Raw genomic sequence first — 17,179 nt, 5'->3', positions numbered from 1 at the left:
CATGTCAGCAGCCGCACCCCGCTTCCATCGACTGGCCGTCAGCGACCTTCGCCGCGAGGCGTCCGACGCCGTCTCGATGACCTTCGCCATCCCCGGCGATCTCGCCGGCGATTACGCTTTCACGCCCGGCCAGTACCTCACGCTCCGCACGACGCTCGACGGAGAGGAGGTGCGCCGCTCCTATTCGATCTGTTCCGGCCCCGATGACGGCGAGATTCGTATCGCCGTGAAGAAGATCGACGGCGGCGCGTTTTCGAACTGGGCGGCGGACGAGCTGAAATGCGGCGACCAGCTCGACGTGATGACGCCGACCGGGCGCTTCGGTGCAGTCCCGCCGGCGGATAGTGGACGCATCCATGTCGGCTTCGCCGCAGGCTCCGGCATTACGCCGATCCTGTCGATCGTGAAGGGCACGCTCGCGCGCGAGCCGGACAGCCGCTTCTTCCTGTTCTACGGCAACCGCACCACCGACAACATCATGTTCCTCGAGGCGTTGGAGGAGCTGAAGGACCGCTTCATCGATCGCCTCTCCATCTTCCACGTCATCTCCGGCGAAGAGCAGGACATCCCGATCCTGCATGGCCGGCTCGACGGCGACAAGGTGAGGGTGCTGCTGCGCTCGCTGGTTCCGGCGGCTAGCGTCGATCATCTCTACATCTGTGGCCCTCTTGGCATGAGCGAGGACATCGAGACCACCTGCCGCGAGCTCGGCATCGCGAAAGAGCGTATCCACGTCGAGCGCTTCGTCTCCGAGTTCGGCGGCAAGCCGCGGCCGAAGAAGGCGGTGGCGCCCGACGCGCCGCCGAAAGCGATCGCCTCGCTGATCATCGACGGCAAGCGCCGCGACGTTCCGGTCGCCGAGGACGAGGCGATCCTCGATGCCGCGCTGCGCGCCGGCGTCGATCTGCCCTTCGCCTGCAAGGGCGGCATGTGCTCGACCTGCCGCGCCAAGCTGGTCGAAGGTGAGGCGCCGATGGACATCAACTATTCGCTGGAGCCGTGGGAGCTGAAGGCCGGGTTCGTCCTGACCTGCCAGGCCAAGCCGTCATCGGAGCGGGTCGTGGTCGATTATGACCATGTCTGAGCAGGCATGTCAGACGCTGACGATGCAAATGCGTCGCATTATTTGACAGTTTTGGCCAACCAGCAGAACATCATGGGCAAACATCTGGCCGGGAGAAGCGCGTGAACGTCAAAGCTGCCCTGTCGCCCGAGGATATTTCCCGCGCCTGCGCCGAGGCGATGTGGGCGGAGGACGATGCCTCCAAGGGGCTCGGCATGGAGATCGTCGAGATCGGCCCCGGCTTCGCGACGCTCGCGATGACGGTGCGGCCGGACATGGTCAACGGCCAGCGCATCGCCCATGGCGGCTTCATCTTCACACTCGCCGATTCCGCCTTCGCCTTTGCCTGCAACTCGCGCAACGAACGCGTGGTCGCCGCGCAGGGGCAGATCACCTTCATCAAGCCGGGCAAGCTCGGCGATCGCCTCGTTGCGAAGGCACGTGAGATCACGCGCGGCGGTCGCTCCGGCATCTATGACGTGCGCGTCACCGTCAGCGACACCGTCATTGCGGAATTCCGCGGACATTCGCGCGTCATTCCCGGCACGTGGCTGCCGACGCAAGACCAATAATCAATCAAGAAAAACAAATCGATGGTGGGAAACGAGGATGGCTTTGACGAGACTCAAGGAAGGTGGCAGCGCCTATAGCGCCGAGATGGACGCGCATGAGCGTGCCTCGCGCGACGAGATCAGGGCGCTGCAGAAGCAGCGGCTGACCTGGTCGCTGAAGCACGCCTATGACAACGTCGCGCATTATCGCAAGGCCTTCGACGGGGCCGGCGTGCATCCGTCCGATTTTCGCGAGCTCTCCGATCTCGCGAAATTCCCCTTCACGGTGAAAACGGATCTGCGCGACAACTATCCCTTCAACATGTTCGCCGTGCCGCGCGAAAAGCTGGTGCGCGTGCATGCGTCCTCGGGCACGACCGGCAAGCCGATCGTGGTCGGCTATACCCAGGCCGACATCGACACCTGGTCGGACGTGATGGCGCGCTCGATCCGCGCGGCCGGCGGCCGTACCGGCATGATCATCCACAACGCCTACGGCTATGGGCTCTTCACCGGCGGCCTCGGCGTGCACTACGGCGCTGAAAGACTCGGCTGCACCGTGGTGCCGATCTCGGGCGGCATGACCGAGCGGCAGGTGCAGCTCATCAACGATTTCCGGCCCGACATCATCACGGTGACGCCGAGCTACATGCTGGCGATCCTGGACGAGTTCAAGCGCCAGAAGCTCGACCCGCGCCAGTGCTCGCTCAAGGTCGGCATCTTCGGCGCCGAGCCCTGGACCAATGCGATGCGCGGCGAGATCGAGGACGCCTTCGACATGGATGCGACCGACATCTACGGCCTCTCCGAGGTGATCGGCCCCGGCGTCGCGCAGGAGTGCATCGAGACCAAGGACGGCCTGCACATCTGGGAGGATCATTTCTACCCCGAGGTGATCGACCCTGAAACGGGTGCGGTGCTGCCGGATGGTGAGAAGGGCGAGTTGGTCTTCACCTCGCTCACCAAGGAAGCCTTCCCGGTGATCCGATATCGCACCCGCGACCTGACGCGGCTGCTGCCGGGTACGGCGCGGCCGGGCATGCGGCGGATGGAGAAGGTGACGGGCCGCTCGGACGACATGATCATCCTGCGCGGCGTCAACCTGTTCCCGACCCAGATCGAGGAGGTGCTGCTCGCGACCGATTGGTGCGGCGGCCACTTCATCCTGGAACTGACCCGCGAAGGCCGTATGGACGAGCTGACCATCATCGCGGAGGCGCGATCCGAAAGCTGGGACGGCCGCGGTCTCCTCGACCACGCCGACCGGATTTCGACGCACATCAAGAACACCATCGGCATCAGCTCCAGGGTGCAGGTGGTCGCGCCCGCCACGCTGGAACGCTCGCTGGGCAAGGCCAAACGCCTCTACGATAAGCGGCCCAAGGACTGATTTGACCGATTGACTTGACCGATTGACTTGATCGGCCCCAAAGGCGACAAGGCCCGCGAGAAATCGCGGGTCTTTCCATGTCGCCAGCCGATACCAAAACCGTCGAAGCGCGTTGCGTGCGCCTCAATGCCAAGGCCGAGAACGCCGCCGCGGTCGCGCCGGTGGTCGAGCGCCACACGCTAACGCGCGGCCCCAATGATCTCCTGATCGAGGTGAAGGCCGCCGCCGTCAATCCCTCCGACGTGAAGGCCGCGACCGGGTTGATGCCCTATGCCGTGTTCCCGCGCACGCCGGGCCGCGACTATTCCGGCGTGGTGATCGACGGGCCGGCCGGCACGGTCGGCCGCGAGGTGTTCGGCTCCTCCGGGGATCTCGGCATCCGCCGCGACGGCACTCACGCAACCCATCTCGTCGTCGAAGCTGACGCCGTCGTCGATAAGCCGAAGGCAGTGTCCTGGGAGGAGGCCGCCGGCATCGGCGTGCCCTTCGTCACCGCGATGGAAGGTTTTCGCCGCGCGGGCGTGGCGAAGAGCGGCGAGACGGTTCTGGTGTTCGGCGTCAATGGCAAGGTCGGCCAGGCCGCGGTGCAGATCGCGACCTGGCAGGGCGCGCGCGTCATCGGCGTGGTACGCAAGGCAGAGGCTTACGAAGGCCACGCCAACGCTTCCATCGAGGTGATCGACGCGTCCGCGACCGACGTCGCCACGCGCGTGCGCGAATTGACCGGCGGCAAGGGCGCCGACATCGTCTTCAATACCGTCGGCGATCCCTATTTCCAGGCCGCGCACAAATCGCTCGCATTGCGTGGCCGTCAGATCCTGATCGCCGCGATCGACCGCATCGTGCAGTTCAACATCCTCGAATTTTATCGGGGCCAGCACACCTATGTCGGCATCGACACCCTCGGCCTGTCGTCGGCCGCGACAGGCGCGGTGTTGCGCGATCTCGGCCCGGGCTTTGCGAGCGGCCAGCTGAAGCCGTTCCCGATCAAGGCGAATGCCGTCTATCCGCTGGAGCGCGCCAAGGAGGCGTATGTCGCGGTTGCCGGCTCTTCGCGGGATCGCGTGGTCCTGAAGCCGTAATGATGGATTCGTCCGCAGCACTCGTCACCTTCGCCGGCCTCGCCATCGGCCTTGTCTACGGCGCCGTCGGTCTGCTCAGCGGCTTCTGCCTGATGAGCAGCATGCGCGGCTGGCTCGCGGAGGGAGACGGGCGGCTGGTGCGGACCTATGCGCTGGCGATCGCCGTTGCGATCGCCGCCAGCCAGTTCCTCGCCGGCAACGGCATGGCCGATTTGGGCAAGTCGATCTACCTGCAGCAGACGTTCTCGGTGCCGGTGCTGTTCCTCGGCGGAGTGCTGTTTGGTTACGGCATGGTGCTGTCGAACGGCTGCGGCTCGCGCGCGCTGGTGCTGCTCGGCCGTGGCAATCTCCGCTCCTTCGTCGTCGTGATCGTGCTCGCCATCGCTGCGCAGATGACGCTCAAGGGTCTGATCGCACCGGCGCGCATCGCGCTGGTTCAGGCCTCGCAAACCACCGTCAGCGCCAATTCGCTGCCGTCCCTGCTGGCGACGCTTGGTCCAGCTGAAGCTCTTTCGCGCGCGCTGGCTACCGCCGTGCTCGTCGTCGTGCTGATCCTGTTCGCCTTCGCGCATCCGACGTTCCGGCGCTCGCCGGGCCAGATCGCGGCGGGCGTCGTCGTCGGCCTGCTCGTCGCCGCCGGCTGGTTTGTCACCGGCTATCTCGGTGCCGACGACTTCAATCCCGTTCCGGTGACCTCGCTCACCTTCATCGCGCCGATCGCGGACGCGCTGCAATATGCCATGCTCTCGACCGGCCTGGCGCTCAATTTCGGCATTGCGACGGTCGCCGGCGTCCTCGCCGGCAGCCTCATTACCGCACTCGCCACGGGCCGCTTCAAGCTTGAAGGCTATTCCTCGCCCCGCCACATGCTGCGCTCGGGCAGCGGCGCCGCGCTGATGGGCATCGGTGGTGTGATGGCGTTCGGCTGCTCGATCGGGCAGGGGCTCACGGGCGTGTCGACGCTGGCGCTGGGCTCGTTCGTCGCGCTCGCCGGCATCCTGCTCGGCACGACCGCAGGTTTGCGTGGCGTGCTGCGGGTTCAACCGCTCGCGATGGCTTGACCGCGCAACAGCCGGTCGCCGAGCGTCGCAAGTCCGATGCCGGTGACGATCAATCCGGCCGCGACGGCGAGGCTCATGTCGAGGGGCTCGCCCAGCAAGATCGCCGCACTGGCGATGCCGACGAGCGGCGTCCCAGTGGTGCCAAGCGACGTCGTCAGCGCCGAGATGCTCTTGTTGACCATCGACATCGCCCAATAGGCCAGCGCGGTTCCGATCAGGCCGGAGTACAGGAACAGCATGGCCAGCCGCCATGACCATTCCACGTGCGGCAGCCCGTCGATGACCATCGCCAGGGTCGAGAGTATGACCGTGGCCACGAGCACCTGCCAGATCAGGAGCTGGAGCGGGGAGGCGATCCAGCGATGCGCGCGGATGTAGATGATATTCGCAGCCCACGAGATCGCGGCCAGGATGACCATGCCGGCGCCGAGCACGACGTTGGCGTTGCTCCAGTCTATTGAGGACGGATTCAGGATCACGGCGAGACCGATCAGTCCGAGCAGGGCGCCGGCAAGCTTGGGTGCGGTCAGTGTGTCCTTCCCGAGCAGGGGCGCCGCAATCGCGACCCAGAGCGGCGTGGTGTAGCCGAGCACGATGCCCTTGCTTGCGGGCAGGAAGCGCAGGCCGGCCGCGACCAGAATGGAGAAGAGCGTCATGTGCAGCAGCGCGACGCTGAGGACCACCGGCACGTCGCGCCGCTCCGGAATCACGAGATTGTTGCTCAGTCCGAGGATGACAAACAATCCTGCGAGCGCGATCCAGCTCCGGATCGCCGAGCTCCACAGCGGCGGGACGAGCTGCACCAATTGCTTCGTCACCGACCAGTTCACGCCCCAGGCCAGCACGACGATGAGGAACAGGCCGACGGCCGCGCGGGGGGACAGGGAGTTCATCGCAAGATCCTTGAAGCAGTCCGGTCTGGCAGGTAGCATCCGCGCTGGTACCCACAAAAGCGCCAGATCAGAAAGGATTAAGGTGCCAGTTCCGGATGATATGATCTCGGCCTTGATCGGCCTGAACCGGACCGGCGACGACGGCCTAGTGGCTCAACTGACGAGCCAGCTCCGAGGCTTGATCGCGACGGGCCGCCTCGGCAAAGGCCGCACGCTCCCGTCAAGCCGCCGGCTCGCCAGCGATCTCGGCGTTTCCCGCAACACCGTCACCTATGCGTTCGAGCAGCTCGCCGCGGAGGGATATCTCGAGGCGTCGCACGGCCGCCGCCCGGTGGTCACCGTCGACGGCGGCGAACGACGTGAAGGAACGGATGCCGTTGCGTCGCGCGTGCGCTCCGGCAAGCCGCGGCTTTCACCCTGGGCCTCGCAGCTCAAGAAGACCGACTGGCCGATGTCCTATCAGGCGCCGCTAAGACCGTTGCGTCCAGGGCTTGGAGATGCGCGCGAGTTTCCGAACGAGATCTGGGCTCGCTGCCTGCGCCGCAGCGCCGTGCGTGCGGCCAAACGCGAGCTCGGACCGCTCAATCGAACGCGCCTGCGTGAGGCGCTCGCGCATTATCTGGCCGCCGGCAGAGGCGTTCGCGCCGCGGCAGAGCAGATCATGATCCTGCCGAGCGCGCAGGCCGCGCTGACCTTGATCGCGGCTGTTCTCATCTCCCCCGGCGACGAGGTCTGGGTCGAGGATCCCGGCTATCCCGGCGCGGCCGCCGCGTTCCGTGCCTCCGGCGCGCGCGTGACCGGCATGAGGCTGGACGCGCAGGGCATGCAGCGGATGCCGGGTCTCGCGGCCCCGAAATTGATCTTCATGACGCCATCGCACCAGCATCCCACCGGACGGCTGATGTCGCTGGCGCGCCGCACCGAATTTCTCAGGCTATGCAGGCCCGGCAGGACCTGGATCGTGGAGGACGATTACGACGGCGAATTCCACTATGACAGCCGGCCGGTGCCGGCGCTGCAGGGGCTCGATGCCCTTGGCCGCGTGTTCTATGTCGGTACCTTCTCGAAGGTGATGACATCGGACATCCGGCTCGGCTATCTGGTCGTGCCGCCGGCATTGGTCGGCGCGTTTGAAATCGCACAGCGGCACATCGGGCTGATCGCCGCGAGTCACGTCCAGGAAGCGCTGGCCGAGTTCATCGCTGACGGGCATTTCCTCGCGCATCTGCGCCGGATGCGCCGGCTCTATCACGCGCGCCGCGACCACCTCGTTGCAGGACTGCAGCGCCATCTGGGCGAGATGCTCTCGGTCGAAGTGCCCGCGGGCGGCATCCAGCTCGTCGCCCGTTTCAAACGCGGCACCGCCGATCGGGCGGCAGTCAAACGACTGGCTGCCGCGGGCGTCGAAACGCGGGCGCTGTCCAGCCTGGCGCTGGACCGGCCGCGGGATCACGGCCTGCTGCTCGGTTTTGCGGCCTGGCGCGAGAACGAGATCAGCGCGGCAGTGCGGACAATGGCATCCTGCTTCTAGCGCAGCCGGCTAATCCACGGCCTTCGTCACGATGCGGATCTCCGACGTCAATGTCCGGTGCACCGGGCACTTGTCGGCGATCTCCATCAGCTTCCTGCGCTGCTCGGCATCCAGCGCGCCGTCGATCGCGATGTCGCGCTCGATCTGGTCGAGCATGCCCTCGCGTGTCTCGCACTCCGCGCAATCCTTGGCGTAGATTTTCGAATGCTTCAGCGTGACGGTGACGCGGTCGAGCGGCAGCGACTTGCGGTCGGCATAGAGACGCATGGTCATGGAGGTGCACGCGCCCAAGCCGGCGAGCAGGAAATCGTAGGGCCCGGGGCCGGCGTCCTCGCCGCCGGCAGCCACCGGCTCGTCCGCCACAAGCCGATGCGGGCCGACGCTGATGACTTGGTTGAACTTGCTCTTGCGGGTCTCCCGTACCACGACCTGGCGCGGCGCCTCGGGTAGATCCATCGCCTTCGCGGGTTTTGCGGTGTCGATGTAGCGGCTGGCCCAGGTCGCGATCAGATCGGCCGCATAGAGCGCGTCGGCGGGCCTGGCGAGCAGATGGTCGGCATGGTCGAGCGAGACGAAGCTCTTGGGGTGCCTGGCTGCAACGAAGATCTTGGTCGCATTATCGATGCCGACGGTGTCGTCGACCGGCGAGTGCATCACCAGCAACGCCCTGTGCAGCCCCGTGATGTCTTTCATCAGTTCGTGCTCGGCGATGTCCTCGAGGAACTCGCGCTTGATCCGGAACGGGCGTCCCGCGAGCGAGACCTCGACCTCGCCGTGTGCGCGGATGTTGTCGATATGCTCCCTAAAGAGGCCGGTCACATGCGCCGGATCGGATGGGGCCGCGATGGTCACGACCGCTGTGGCCTCGGGAATTCTTCCGGCTGCCGCCAGGATGGCAGCGCCGCCGAGGCTGTGGCCGATCAGAAGCGACGGCGCCTTGCGGGTCGAACGCAGATGATCGGCTGCGCGGACGAGATCGGCGACGTTGGACGAAAACGTCGAATTGGCGAAATCGCCTTCGCTCGAGCCGAGCCCGGTGAAGTCGAAGCGCAGCACCGCGATGCCCTTGGCGGCCAGCGCGACCGAGATGCGCTTGGCGGCCAGCGTGTCCTTGCCGCAAGTGAAGCAGTGCGCAAACAGCGCGTAGGCCGCGGGCTCGCCGTCCGGCAGCTCCAGCGCGGCCGCAAGCTGATGGCCGCCTTCGCCCGTGAATTGAAAGCGTTCCGTCGGCATGGGCTTCCCCTCGTTCCTGCTTGAATTCTAATCGTCGGAATAGCGCTGCTCGGCCCAGGGGTCGCCGCGATTATGATAGCCGCGGACCTCCCAGAAGCCCGGCGCGTCCGCGGTCAGGAATTCGATGGCCTGGAGCCATTTCGCGCTCTTCCAGAAATAGAGATGCGGCACGACCAGCCGCACCGGGCCGCCATGCTCCTCCGTCAGCGGCTGGCCGGACCAGCTATGGGCGAGCAGCGCGTCCTCGGCGGCAAAGTCTTCCAGCGCGAGGTTGGTGGTGTAGCCGTCATGGGAATGCAGCGTCACGAAGCGTGCATCCTCGCGCGGCTGGCAAGCCGCGAGCAGCTCGCGCGTGGCGAGCCCTTCCCACTCGTTGTCGTAGCGCGACCAGGTGGTGACGCAATGGATGTCGGAGGTGAACCGCGCCTGCTTCTGCGCGATGAATTCGGCGAATGTCCAGAACACGGGGCTCTCGATCGCGCCATAGACGTCGAGCCGCCAACGGTCGCGCGACACCGGCGGCACGACTCCGAGGTCGAGCACAGGCCAGTCCTTGGTCAGGTGCTGGCCGGGCGGCAGCCTTTGATCCTCCGGTCGCGTGATCTTCCCTGTGAGAAAGCGGCCCTCGCGCGCCCATTTCTCCTTGGTGCGCGTCAGCTTGCTGTCGGATGGCGTCTCGTCAGCCATGGTCTACTCGTGCCGGTGCATTGCCGAAGTGTGCTTGGTGTCGCGCATGGTAGCATAGATGATCAAGGACAGGCAGATGATGCCGCTGAGGTAGAAATAGAACCATTCCTCGTGCCCGATGCTCTTGAAATAGAGCGCGATCGCCGGCGCCGTGCCGCCGAAGACCGAGACCGTGATGGCATAGGGCAGGCCGACGCCGAGCGCGCGGACATTGGTCGGGAACAGCTCGGCCTTCACCACCGCGTTGATCGAGGTATAACCGGCGACGAACAGCCAGGCACAGCAGATCAGGACGAACGCGACGAAGGGCGACTTGGTCTCCTTCAGCGTCATCAACAGCGGTACGGTCGCGAGCGTGCCGGCTACACCGAAGAAGATCAGCAGCGGCTTGCGTCCGATCTTGTCGGAGATCGCGCCGTAGATTGGCTGGAGGACGGTCGCGAAAACCAAAGTGCCGAAGATCACGAAAGTGGTCTGGTCCTCAGTCAGCCCGACCGAAAGCTTGACGAAGGTCTGCATGTAGGTGGTGAAGGTGTAGAACGCCGCGGTACCGCCGGCGGTGAGGCCGACCACCAGCAACAGCTCGCGCGGATAACGCAGCAAATTGGTGATCGAACCGGTCGGCTTCACCACCTTCTTGGCTTCCTCGAACGCCTCCGTCTCGTGCAGGCCGCGCCGCATCACCGCGGCAAAGATCGCGAGCGCTGCGCCGATCGCAAAGGGAATACGCCAGCCCCAGGCCTTCAGCTCCTCCGGGGTGAGAAAGACCTTTTGCAGGAGCAGCAGCACGATGATCGCGGTGAGCTGGCCGCCGATCAGGGTGACGTATTGGAAGCTCGAATAGAAGCCGCGGTGCTTGGGATCGGCGACCTCGCTGAGATAGGTGGCGCTGGCGCCATATTCGCCGCCGAGGCTCAGGCCCTCGATGACGCGTGCGAGCGCGAGGATGACGGGCGCGGCGAACCCGATCGTGGCATAGGTCGGCGTCAGCGCAATGATCAGCGAACCAAAGCACATGAAGACGACAGAGAGCGTGAGCGAGATGCGTCGTCCGAAATGGTCGGCGAGATAGCCGAAGAACCAGCCGCCCAGGGGCCGCATCAGGAACGTCGCCGCGAAAACGACGGCGACATTCAATTGCTGGACGACGGGGTCGTTGCCAGGGAAGAAGGCTGGAGCGAAATAGAGCGCGAACGCCGTATAGGCGTAGAAATCGTACCACTCGACGAGATTGCCGATCGAGCCGATGAAGATCGCCTTGATCCGCCGCTTGGCGTCGGCGATATCGATGTGGTCGGAGGCCGGTTGGATTGCTTGTTCAGTCACGTCCGGCCTCTCCGTTGTCTGGAAAGGCCTACATCGCCTTTCCGAACAAGAATGGCAACTGGCGGGGGCCCCGCACCGTGCCCTGTGACCAGGTCACGGTGCCTGCCGGATCGAGCCGGAAGTCTGGAATGCGCTTTAGCCATTCCTCCAGCGCAACCTGCATCTCCATGCGCGCCAGGTTGGAACCGACGCAGCGGTGAATGCCGAGGCCGAAGGCGGCGTGGCGGTTTTCGCGACGGTCGATCACGACTTTGTCAGCGTCCGGAAACATCTTGGGATCGCGATTTGCGGCCGGGAAGGACAACAGCACCATGTTGCCCGCCTTGACCGGGCAGCCCGAGATCGTCGTCTCCTTGATCACCTCGCGGGCCATCGTCACCGGCGAATAGGCGCGCAGCAGCTCCTCCACCGCAGTCGGGATCAACGCGGGCTCGGCGATCAGCCGCTCGCGGTCGGCCGGCGTCTTCGCAAGATGCCAGAGCGAGGAACCGATCGCGCTCCAGGTGGTGTCGATGCCGGCGATCAGAAGCAGGCGCAGCGAGCCCAGCACGTGGGACTCTTCCAGCGGCTGACCTTCCTTGTCCTTGGCGTTCATCAGATAGGAGATGAGATCGCTGGTCGGCCTCGATCTGCGCTCTTCGATATGCGTCCTGAAATAGGCGCTCATCTCCTGCACGGCCTGGAGCAGCTTGCTCTCGTCCTTGATGCCGAGCTCGAGGATCATGTGGATCCAGTTGATGAAGAGATCGCTGTCGCTCTCGGGAATGCCGAGCATGTGCGCGATGGCCCGAACCGGGATGTACTTGGCGTAGCGCGCTGCGGCGTCGACTTTGCCATCGGCGATGAACCCGTCGATGAGCTCGTTGCAGATCGCGCGCATCCGCGGTTCCAGCTTCTTCATCGCGTCCGGCGTGAAAGGAGGCAGCAGCAGCTGCTTGGCCGGCTTGTGCACGGGCGGGTCCGAAGTGATCGGCGGCGCGGCGTTCCTCGCCACCTCGGGACGGACGTCGCGCACGATGATGCGGCGCGAGGAGAAATGCTCGGTGTCGTTGGCGATCTCGCGCACGGCCTCGTAGGTCGTCGGCATGTAGCAGCCGAGGAAACGCTCGGTGTGCACGACCGGGCTCGCTACGCGCAGCTCGTCCCAGATCGGGAAGGGATCCTCCGTCCATTGTGGATCGGTGTGGTCGAAATCATGGACCCAGTCGGTCACGGGCGGATGGGCGGCGGGCTGGCTGACGTCGGACATGTAGGGGATCTCTTGCTCGTGTTCGCTGAAAGGACGCGGGCTAAAGGCCGCGCTACTCCTCGATCACATCGATTGCGATTTCCGGGCAGTTGGATTTGGCAAGCCAGGCCTTGTCTTCGAGCCCGGGCGGGACCGTGCCGTCGCCGGCTTCGTGTGCGTTGCCAAACTCGTCGAGCTCGAAAAGTTCCGGCGCGAGCGCTTTGCAACGCGCGTGGCCCTGGCATTTGTCGGGATCGACGTGAACCCTCAGTCGCTCGGTCATGGCAGCATCCTCGGTCGTGCGCGCGCGGGGCCTGCAGGGCGGCGCGTTCCTCATGTCAATTTTATCCGCGGCATCGACCGCGGGCTTTAAGTTATATGCTATTACATTCGCGCCAGCCTTTCCCTGTCAAGGGTAAACTTGTAGGCTCGACCACAACATGCGCTCACAACTCGCCCGCAAGCCCGCGAACACCTACCATCATGGCGACCTTCGCGATGCTCTGATCAAGGCCGCATTGCGCGAGGCGGAGCAGGGCGGTGCCGAGGCGATCAGCATCAAGGCGCTGGCGAAGCAGCTCGGCGTCTCGCAGCCCGCGCCGTACCGGCATTTCGCCGACCGCGAGGCATTGCTCGCGGCGGTGACGGCGGTGGCATTCCGGCAGCTCAGCGGGGTCTTTCGGGAGGCGATGGCGAAACCGTCAAAGCAATCGAAACTGTCGCGGCTGGCGCAGGCCATGCTCGAATTCGGATTGCGACGGAACGGCATCTACCGCCTGATGTTCGCGTCCCGCACCGTGTCGTGCGCCACCAAGGGCAGCGAGCTGCATGAGGCTACGCGCGAGACCTTTTCGCTCGTGATCGAAGCCCTGGAAGTGCCCGCCGTCGGCTATTTGCGCGAACGCCAGGCGCTCAAGATCTGGGCGGCGTTGCACGGCGTGGTGATGCTGGCCGAGCAGGGCCTGTTCACCGGCGAGGCCGCGCATGCCACCCGCGAGGAACTGGTCGAGGATTTCGTCAGCGAAACGAAGGCCGCGCTTGCCGCTGCGATCAAGGGCGAGCGGCGTCGGAAAAAGACCGGCACCTAAGCTCTCATCGCCAACAGCGTCATCAGTTTGTCGACGGCGCTATCAGGCGTGGTCACGACGGGACGGCCGGTTGCTTCCGCTACCAGAGGCGCCGTCGAGGCGATGCTGAACTGGGCCAGCGCGATGACGTCGCAATCGCGCAAATCGCGCGAAGCTTCCACAATCAGCCGGTCGTGCGTAGCGCGGTCGCCGCGGTCGAGCGCCGCCAGCGCGCCCTCGGCAAGCTTCGGCACGATTTGGACGGAGGCCGGAAACTCCGGCGGCATCGACGCCAGGGTCGGCGGAAAGGTGGAAAGCAGGCCGATCCGTGTGCCCATTGTCACCGCCCGCGCGATCATGGCTTCGTTGGGCTTGAGCACCGGCATCGGCGCATGCGCGCGTGCGACCGCCTCGATGCAGGGGCCGAAGGCCGAGCAGGTGAACAGGATCGCGTTCGCCCCGGTCGCCGCCGCATAATCGCCGAGCGCGAGGAACCGCGCGGTCATGGCATCGTTGAGCGCGCCGTCGCGGGCCAGATCCGCCGACAGGCTGTCGTCGAGCAGGTTCATCAGCCGCGCCTCTGGCCAGGCCTTGGCGAACGCCGCTTCGATCGGGGCGATGGAATGCTTGAGGGCGTGGATCAGGGCGATACGCATGGGATGTCTCGTCTCCCTCGCCCCGCTTGCGGGGAGAGGATCGGGGTGAGGGGGAGTCTCCGCGGGGACGGTGAGAGTTGGACTCGCGGAGAGTCCCTCTCACCCGAACGCTGCGTGGTCGACCTCTCCCCGCAGGCGGGGAGAGGTGAACTCCCTACTTGAACGGCACCGCGTACATCAAGCCGCCCTTGCTCCAGAGGCCATTGAGGCCGCGGTCGAGCTTGAGCGGACTCGCCTTGCCGACATTGCGCTCGTAGATCTCGCCGTAATTTCCGGTGACCTTGATCGCAGTGACCAGCCATTTGTTGTCGAGCCCGAGCCGCGAGCCGAGGTCGCCGGAGGCGCCTAGCAGCCGCTGGATCGCCGGCGTCTGCGACTTCGCCATCTCCTCGACATTGGCCTGCGTCACGCCGAGCTCCTCGGCCTCGATCAGGCCGTAATGCAGCCAGGTGACGATGTCGCTCCAGACCTCGTCGCCGTTGCGGGTGAAGGGCCCAAGCGGCTCCTTGCTGATGGTCTGCGGCAGCACGACGTAGTCGGCCGGGTTCGGCGCCGCGGTCGTCACCGCGCCCGCGAGCGCGGAGGCGTCCTGGGTCATGGCGTCACAGCGGCCGCCGAAGAAAGTCTGGTACATGGTGTCGACGCGGTCGAACACCAGCGGCTTCCAGTCGATGCCGTTGGCGCGGCCGTAATCGCCGAGCGTCACCTCGTGCGTGGTGCCTTGAGCCACGCAGACGGTGGCGCCCTTGAGGTCTTTGATGTCCTTGACGCCCAGATCCTTCTTCACGACGAATCCCTGGCCGTCGTAGAAGTTGATCGGGCCTTGCCGCAAGCCCAGCGTCACGCCGCGCAGATAGGTCTGCGTCGAGTTGCGATAGAGCACGTCGATCTCGCCCGATTGCAGGGCGGTGAAGCGGTTCTGCGCGGTCAACGAGACGTAACGTACCTTGTTGGCATCACCCAGCACGCCGGCTGCGAGCGCGCGGCAGTAATCGACGTCGAGACCTTTGTAATTGCCTTGCGAGTCCGGCGCCGAGAAACCGGCAAAGCCGGCACTGACGCCGCACACCAGCGTGCCGCGGCTCTTCACCGTGTCGAGCGTCGCGGCGGATGCGACAACCGTCGATGCCGCGAGGATGCTCGCTGCGATAACCACTTTCCTCATCATACTACTCTCCCCTCAGTGATTGACACTACGCAACACGTTGTCGACGGCCGTGCCGAGCTTGTCGACGATCAGGTCGATCTCGTCCGCGGAAGCGATATAGGGCGGCGCCAGCAGCACGTGGTCGCCGCGCACGCCATCCACGGTGCCGCCGCCGGGATAGCAACCGAGCCCGTTGGCGAAGGCCTCCGCCTTGATCTTCTGATTGAGTTTGAGCGCGGGATCGAACGAGCTGCGGCTGGCGCGATCAGAAACCAGCTCGATCGCCCAGAACAGCCCGCGTCCCCTGATGTCGCCGACATGGCGGTGATTGCCGAAGCGCTCGGTCAGGCGCTGTTCGAGCTGCTTGCCGCGCTCCTTGACACGGTCGAGGAGGCGATCCTCGCGGATCACCTCCTGCACCGCCAGTGCGGCGGCGCAGGCGAGGGGATGTGCGAGATAAGTGTGGCCGTGCTGAAAGGCGCCTGAGCCGGCGCGGATGGTGTCTATGATCTTGCCGCTCGCCAGCATCGCCCCAATCGGCTGGTAGCCGCCGCCGAGGCCCTTTGCGATCGCCTGGATGTCGGGCGCGATGCCTTCCTGCTCCCAGGCATGCGTGGTGCCGGTGCGGCCCATGCCGCACATGACCTCGTCGAGGATGAGCAGCGCGCCGTGCCGGTCGCAGATCTCGCGCACCGCCCTGAAATAGCCGTCCGGGGCCGTCACGGCGCCAGCGGTGGCGCCGACGACCGACTCGGCGAGGAACGCCGCCACCGTATCAGGGCCAAGCCGCTGGAACTCGGATTCCAGCTCGGCCGCCAGCCGTGCCACGAACTGCGCATCGGATTCACCGTCGCGCTTCTCGTGATAGGCAAACGCCGGCGTCACATGACTGAAGGCGGCCGAGAGCAGCGGCGCATAGGGCGCGCGGCGCCAGGCATTGCCGCCGGCCGCAAGGGCGCCCAGCGTGTTGCCGTGGTAGCTCTGTCGCCGTGCGATGAAATGCTGCCGCTGCGGCTCACCGCGCTCGATGAAATATTGCCTCGCGAGCTTGATGCTCGCTTCGATCGCCTCGGATCCGCCGCTGACGAAATAGGCGTAAGCGAGACCGCCGGGTTCGTGCCCGACCAGCGTCTCGGCGAGGGCTTCGGCGGGCTCGGACGAGAAGAAGGCGGTGTGCGCATAGGCCAGCGTCGAGGCCTGCTTCGCCATCGCCGCGATCACGCGTGGATGCTGGTGGCCGAGGCACGAGACGGCCGCGCCGCCGGAGGCGTCGATGATGCGGCGCCCATCCTCGGCGAAGAGATAGACGCCTTCGCCGCCGATCGCCTTGGGCGGCGTCTCGCGCAACGAGCGGTGCAGCACGCGGCTGGTGCGAGGGGCCATGGGTCAACCTTTCTCCGAAACGTAGATGGAGGCAGCAGTGAGCCGCGCCTCGGTAGTCTCCAGGCGCTTCTTCGCAGCCATGCCGCCCAGCGAGAACGTCACCGCAGCGAGCGACTGCGCGATCGCGATCGCGCCGGTGAGACTCGGGAAGAAGCCGGGAGAGGAGGCCGCCTCGAACAGCAACACGTGGTCGGCACCCTCGGCCATCGGTGCAGAGAGGCTGTCCGCGATGGCAATCAGCGTTGCGCCGCTGTGATGGGCGGCTTGCGCGACGCGGACGCTCGCATGGGTATAGGGCAGGAAGCCGATGACGATGACGGCCTCGCCGGGCCGAAAAGCGCCGAGATCGAGATCGTCCGGGCCGGATACGCCGACGAGCTGCACCTGTTCGGGACGGAACAGCCGCAGCTCGTAGTTCAGGAGTTCGGCAACGCTGCGGCAGCTGCGGTAGCCTGCGATCCAGATCCGCTTGGCCTCATGCAGGGAGCGCGCGGCCTCCGCAATCGGCTGGGCCGGAATGCGCGGAAGACCGGCTGCCTCGGCTTCGAGCTTGTCGGCGACGAGCGCGACATCGGCATTCGGGCCGGGCCGGCGGCTTCTGGCGCGGCCGGAGAAAGGCGAAGTCTGTGATGGTCGCCGCGCCTCGGTCAGCGCCGCGCGCAATTCGTCCCAACCGGAATAGCCGATCGCCTTGGCGAGGCGCGTGAACGCGGCGGGATCGGCGCCGGCTTCGGCCGCGAGGTCACGCATCGAGCGAGTGGTGGCGTCATAATCGTTGGCGGCGACGAAGCGTCCGACTTCCTGCAGCCGCATCGGGAGCGATGGCAATGCAATGCGCAGTTCGCTCAGCGGCGAGGATTTCGCGGGCTCGGCCATGAAAC

General features: G+C 65.7%; 17 protein-coding genes. 7 read left to right on the top strand and 10 right to left on the bottom strand.

The window, feature by feature from the left end; translation table 11 throughout:
• Position 1: 1 nt before the first annotated feature.
• From paaE to AABA86_RS27630, 5 genes are all read left to right on the top strand, one after another.
• Positions 2-1,084, top strand: coding sequence for a 1,2-phenylacetyl-CoA epoxidase subunit PaaE (gene paaE / locus AABA86_RS27650; RefSeq protein WP_338309088.1), 1,083 nt, complete (start codon positions 2-4; stop codon positions 1,082-1,084).
• Positions 1,085-1,185: 101 nt separating this feature from the next.
• Entirely contained in the window at positions 1,186-1,635 is a 450-nt protein-coding gene (gene paaI / locus AABA86_RS27645) for a hydroxyphenylacetyl-CoA thioesterase PaaI (protein WP_338309087.1), read from the top strand.
• 37 nt (positions 1,636-1,672) lie between these two features.
• On the top strand, positions 1,673-3,004 hold the full coding sequence (gene paaK, locus AABA86_RS27640) for a phenylacetate--CoA ligase PaaK (RefSeq protein WP_212248073.1): 1,332 nt from the start codon (positions 1,673-1,675) through the stop codon (positions 3,002-3,004).
• A gap of 77 nt (positions 3,005-3,081) precedes the next feature.
• Entirely contained in the window at positions 3,082-4,086 is a 1,005-nt protein-coding gene (locus tag AABA86_RS27635) for a quinone oxidoreductase family protein (protein ID WP_338309086.1), read from the top strand.
• A gap of 2 nt (positions 4,087-4,088) precedes the next feature.
• Complete coding sequence (locus AABA86_RS27630; protein WP_338309171.1) at positions 4,089-5,147, top strand: YeeE/YedE family protein; 1,059 nt, start codon at positions 4,089-4,091, stop codon at positions 5,145-5,147.
• Here the strand turns inward: AABA86_RS27630 and AABA86_RS27625 are convergent.
• Positions 5,126-6,040 (bottom strand): DMT family transporter, encoded by a 915-nt coding sequence (locus tag AABA86_RS27625; RefSeq protein ID WP_338309085.1) that lies wholly within the window; start codon positions 6,038-6,040, stop codon positions 5,126-5,128. The two genes, AABA86_RS27630 and AABA86_RS27625, sit on opposite strands and share 22 nt — an antisense overlap.
• 100 nt (positions 6,041-6,140) lie before the next feature.
• On the opposite strand from AABA86_RS27625, the gene pdxR reads away from it, so the two are divergent.
• The gene (gene pdxR, locus AABA86_RS27620; RefSeq protein ID WP_338309170.1) at positions 6,141-7,571 is read left to right on the top strand and encodes a MocR-like pyridoxine biosynthesis transcription factor PdxR; all 1,431 of its coding nucleotides are present in this window, start codon (positions 6,141-6,143) and stop codon (positions 7,569-7,571) included.
• Positions 7,572-7,580: 9 nt separating this feature from the next.
• Here the strand turns inward: pdxR and AABA86_RS27615 are convergent, their stop codons facing one another.
• Genes AABA86_RS27615 through AABA86_RS27595 form a run of 5 tightly spaced genes read right to left on the bottom strand, consistent with a single transcriptional unit; the run spans position 7,581 to position 12,328 of the window.
• Positions 7,581-8,804, bottom strand: a complete 1,224-nt coding sequence (locus AABA86_RS27615) for a bifunctional alpha/beta hydrolase/OsmC family protein (RefSeq protein ID WP_338309084.1) — start codon at positions 8,802-8,804, stop codon at positions 7,581-7,583.
• 27 nt (positions 8,805-8,831) lie between these two features.
• Complete coding sequence (locus AABA86_RS27610; protein WP_212248080.1) at positions 8,832-9,491, bottom strand: sulfite oxidase-like oxidoreductase; 660 nt, start codon at positions 9,489-9,491, stop codon at positions 8,832-8,834.
• 3 nt (positions 9,492-9,494) lie between these two features.
• A complete protein-coding gene (locus tag AABA86_RS27605) occupies positions 9,495-10,817 on the bottom strand; it encodes an MFS transporter (RefSeq protein ID WP_338309083.1) in 1,323 nt (440 codons plus the stop codon).
• 28 nt (positions 10,818-10,845) lie between these two features.
• Positions 10,846-12,066: a cytochrome P450 gene (locus AABA86_RS27600; protein ID WP_338309082.1), complete on the bottom strand. Its 1,221-nt coding sequence runs from the start codon at positions 12,064-12,066 to the stop codon at positions 10,846-10,848.
• A 52-nt stretch (positions 12,067-12,118) separates the two neighbouring features.
• Positions 12,119-12,328 carry a ferredoxin gene (locus tag AABA86_RS27595; protein WP_100181354.1) on the bottom strand — a complete coding sequence of 70 codons (210 nt, stop codon included), beginning with the start codon at positions 12,326-12,328 and terminating at the stop codon, positions 12,119-12,121.
• A gap of 157 nt (positions 12,329-12,485) precedes the next feature.
• Between AABA86_RS27595 and AABA86_RS27590 the strand changes: the two genes are divergently transcribed.
• A complete protein-coding gene (locus AABA86_RS27590) occupies positions 12,486-13,133 on the top strand; it encodes a TetR/AcrR family transcriptional regulator (RefSeq protein WP_338309081.1) in 648 nt (215 codons plus the stop codon).
• Here the strand turns inward: AABA86_RS27590 and AABA86_RS27585 are convergent.
• The 4 genes from AABA86_RS27585 to AABA86_RS27570 form a co-directional block, all read right to left on the bottom strand.
• On the bottom strand, positions 13,130-13,768 hold the full coding sequence (locus AABA86_RS27585; protein ID WP_338309080.1) for an aspartate/glutamate racemase family protein: 639 nt from the start codon (positions 13,766-13,768) through the stop codon (positions 13,130-13,132). The two genes, AABA86_RS27590 and AABA86_RS27585, sit on opposite strands and share 4 nt — an antisense overlap.
• A 154-nt stretch (positions 13,769-13,922) precedes the next feature.
• Complete coding sequence (locus AABA86_RS27580; RefSeq protein ID WP_338309079.1) at positions 13,923-14,936, bottom strand: amino acid ABC transporter substrate-binding protein; 1,014 nt, start codon at positions 14,934-14,936, stop codon at positions 13,923-13,925.
• A gap of 12 nt (positions 14,937-14,948) precedes the next feature.
• Positions 14,949-16,298, bottom strand: a complete 1,350-nt coding sequence (locus AABA86_RS27575; protein WP_338309078.1) for an aspartate aminotransferase family protein — start codon at positions 16,296-16,298, stop codon at positions 14,949-14,951.
• Between the two features lie 3 nt (positions 16,299-16,301).
• Positions 16,302-17,174, bottom strand: a complete 873-nt coding sequence (locus AABA86_RS27570) for a MurR/RpiR family transcriptional regulator (protein WP_212248090.1) — start codon at positions 17,172-17,174, stop codon at positions 16,302-16,304.
• Positions 17,175-17,179 lie beyond the last annotated feature (5 nt).

Source organism: Bradyrhizobium sp. TM233 (assembly GCF_036247965.1).
In the GTDB taxonomy this organism is placed as follows: Bacteria; Pseudomonadota; Alphaproteobacteria; order Rhizobiales; family Xanthobacteraceae; genus Bradyrhizobium; species Bradyrhizobium ottawaense.
The sequence above is the reverse complement of the archived record's forward strand: the minus strand, read 5'-3'. Positions and strand labels throughout refer to the sequence as shown.

What these genes read in the sequence shown, in the direction of transcription:
- paaE (WP_338309088.1), top strand. Translation starts at nt 2, where the DNA reads ATGTCAGCAGCCGCACCCCGCTTCCATCGACTGGCCGTCAGCGACCTT.
- paaK (WP_212248073.1), top strand. Translation starts at nt 1,673, where the DNA reads ATGGCTTTGACGAGACTCAAGGAAGGTGGCAGCGCCTATAGCGCCGAG.
- AABA86_RS27635 (WP_338309086.1), top strand. Translation starts at nt 3,082, where the DNA reads ATGTCGCCAGCCGATACCAAAACCGTCGAAGCGCGTTGCGTGCGCCTC.
- AABA86_RS27630 (WP_338309171.1), top strand. Translation starts at nt 4,089, where the DNA reads ATGGATTCGTCCGCAGCACTCGTCACCTTCGCCGGCCTCGCCATCGGC.
- AABA86_RS27625 (WP_338309085.1), bottom strand. Translation starts at nt 6,040, where the DNA reads ATGAACTCCCTGTCCCCCCGCGCGGCCGTCGGCCTGTTCCTCATCGTC.
- pdxR (WP_338309170.1), top strand. Translation starts at nt 6,141, where the DNA reads ATGATCTCGGCCTTGATCGGCCTGAACCGGACCGGCGACGACGGCCTA.
- AABA86_RS27615 (WP_338309084.1), bottom strand. Translation starts at nt 8,804, where the DNA reads ATGCCGACGGAACGCTTTCAATTCACGGGCGAAGGCGGCCATCAGCTT.
- AABA86_RS27610 (WP_212248080.1), bottom strand. Translation starts at nt 9,491, where the DNA reads ATGGCTGACGAGACGCCATCCGACAGCAAGCTGACGCGCACCAAGGAG.
- AABA86_RS27600 (WP_338309082.1), bottom strand. Translation starts at nt 12,066, where the DNA reads ATGTCCGACGTCAGCCAGCCCGCCGCCCATCCGCCCGTGACCGACTGG.
- AABA86_RS27595 (WP_100181354.1), bottom strand. Translation starts at nt 12,328, where the DNA reads ATGACCGAGCGACTGAGGGTTCACGTCGATCCCGACAAATGCCAGGGC.
- AABA86_RS27590 (WP_338309081.1), top strand. Translation starts at nt 12,486, where the DNA reads ATGCGCTCACAACTCGCCCGCAAGCCCGCGAACACCTACCATCATGGC.
- AABA86_RS27585 (WP_338309080.1), bottom strand. Translation starts at nt 13,768, where the DNA reads ATGCGTATCGCCCTGATCCACGCCCTCAAGCATTCCATCGCCCCGATC.
- AABA86_RS27580 (WP_338309079.1), bottom strand. Translation starts at nt 14,936, where the DNA reads ATGATGAGGAAAGTGGTTATCGCAGCGAGCATCCTCGCGGCATCGACG.
- AABA86_RS27575 (WP_338309078.1), bottom strand. Translation starts at nt 16,298, where the DNA reads ATGGCCCCTCGCACCAGCCGCGTGCTGCACCGCTCGTTGCGCGAGACG.
- AABA86_RS27570 (WP_212248090.1), bottom strand. Translation starts at nt 17,174, where the DNA reads ATGGCCGAGCCCGCGAAATCCTCGCCGCTGAGCGAACTGCGCATTGCA.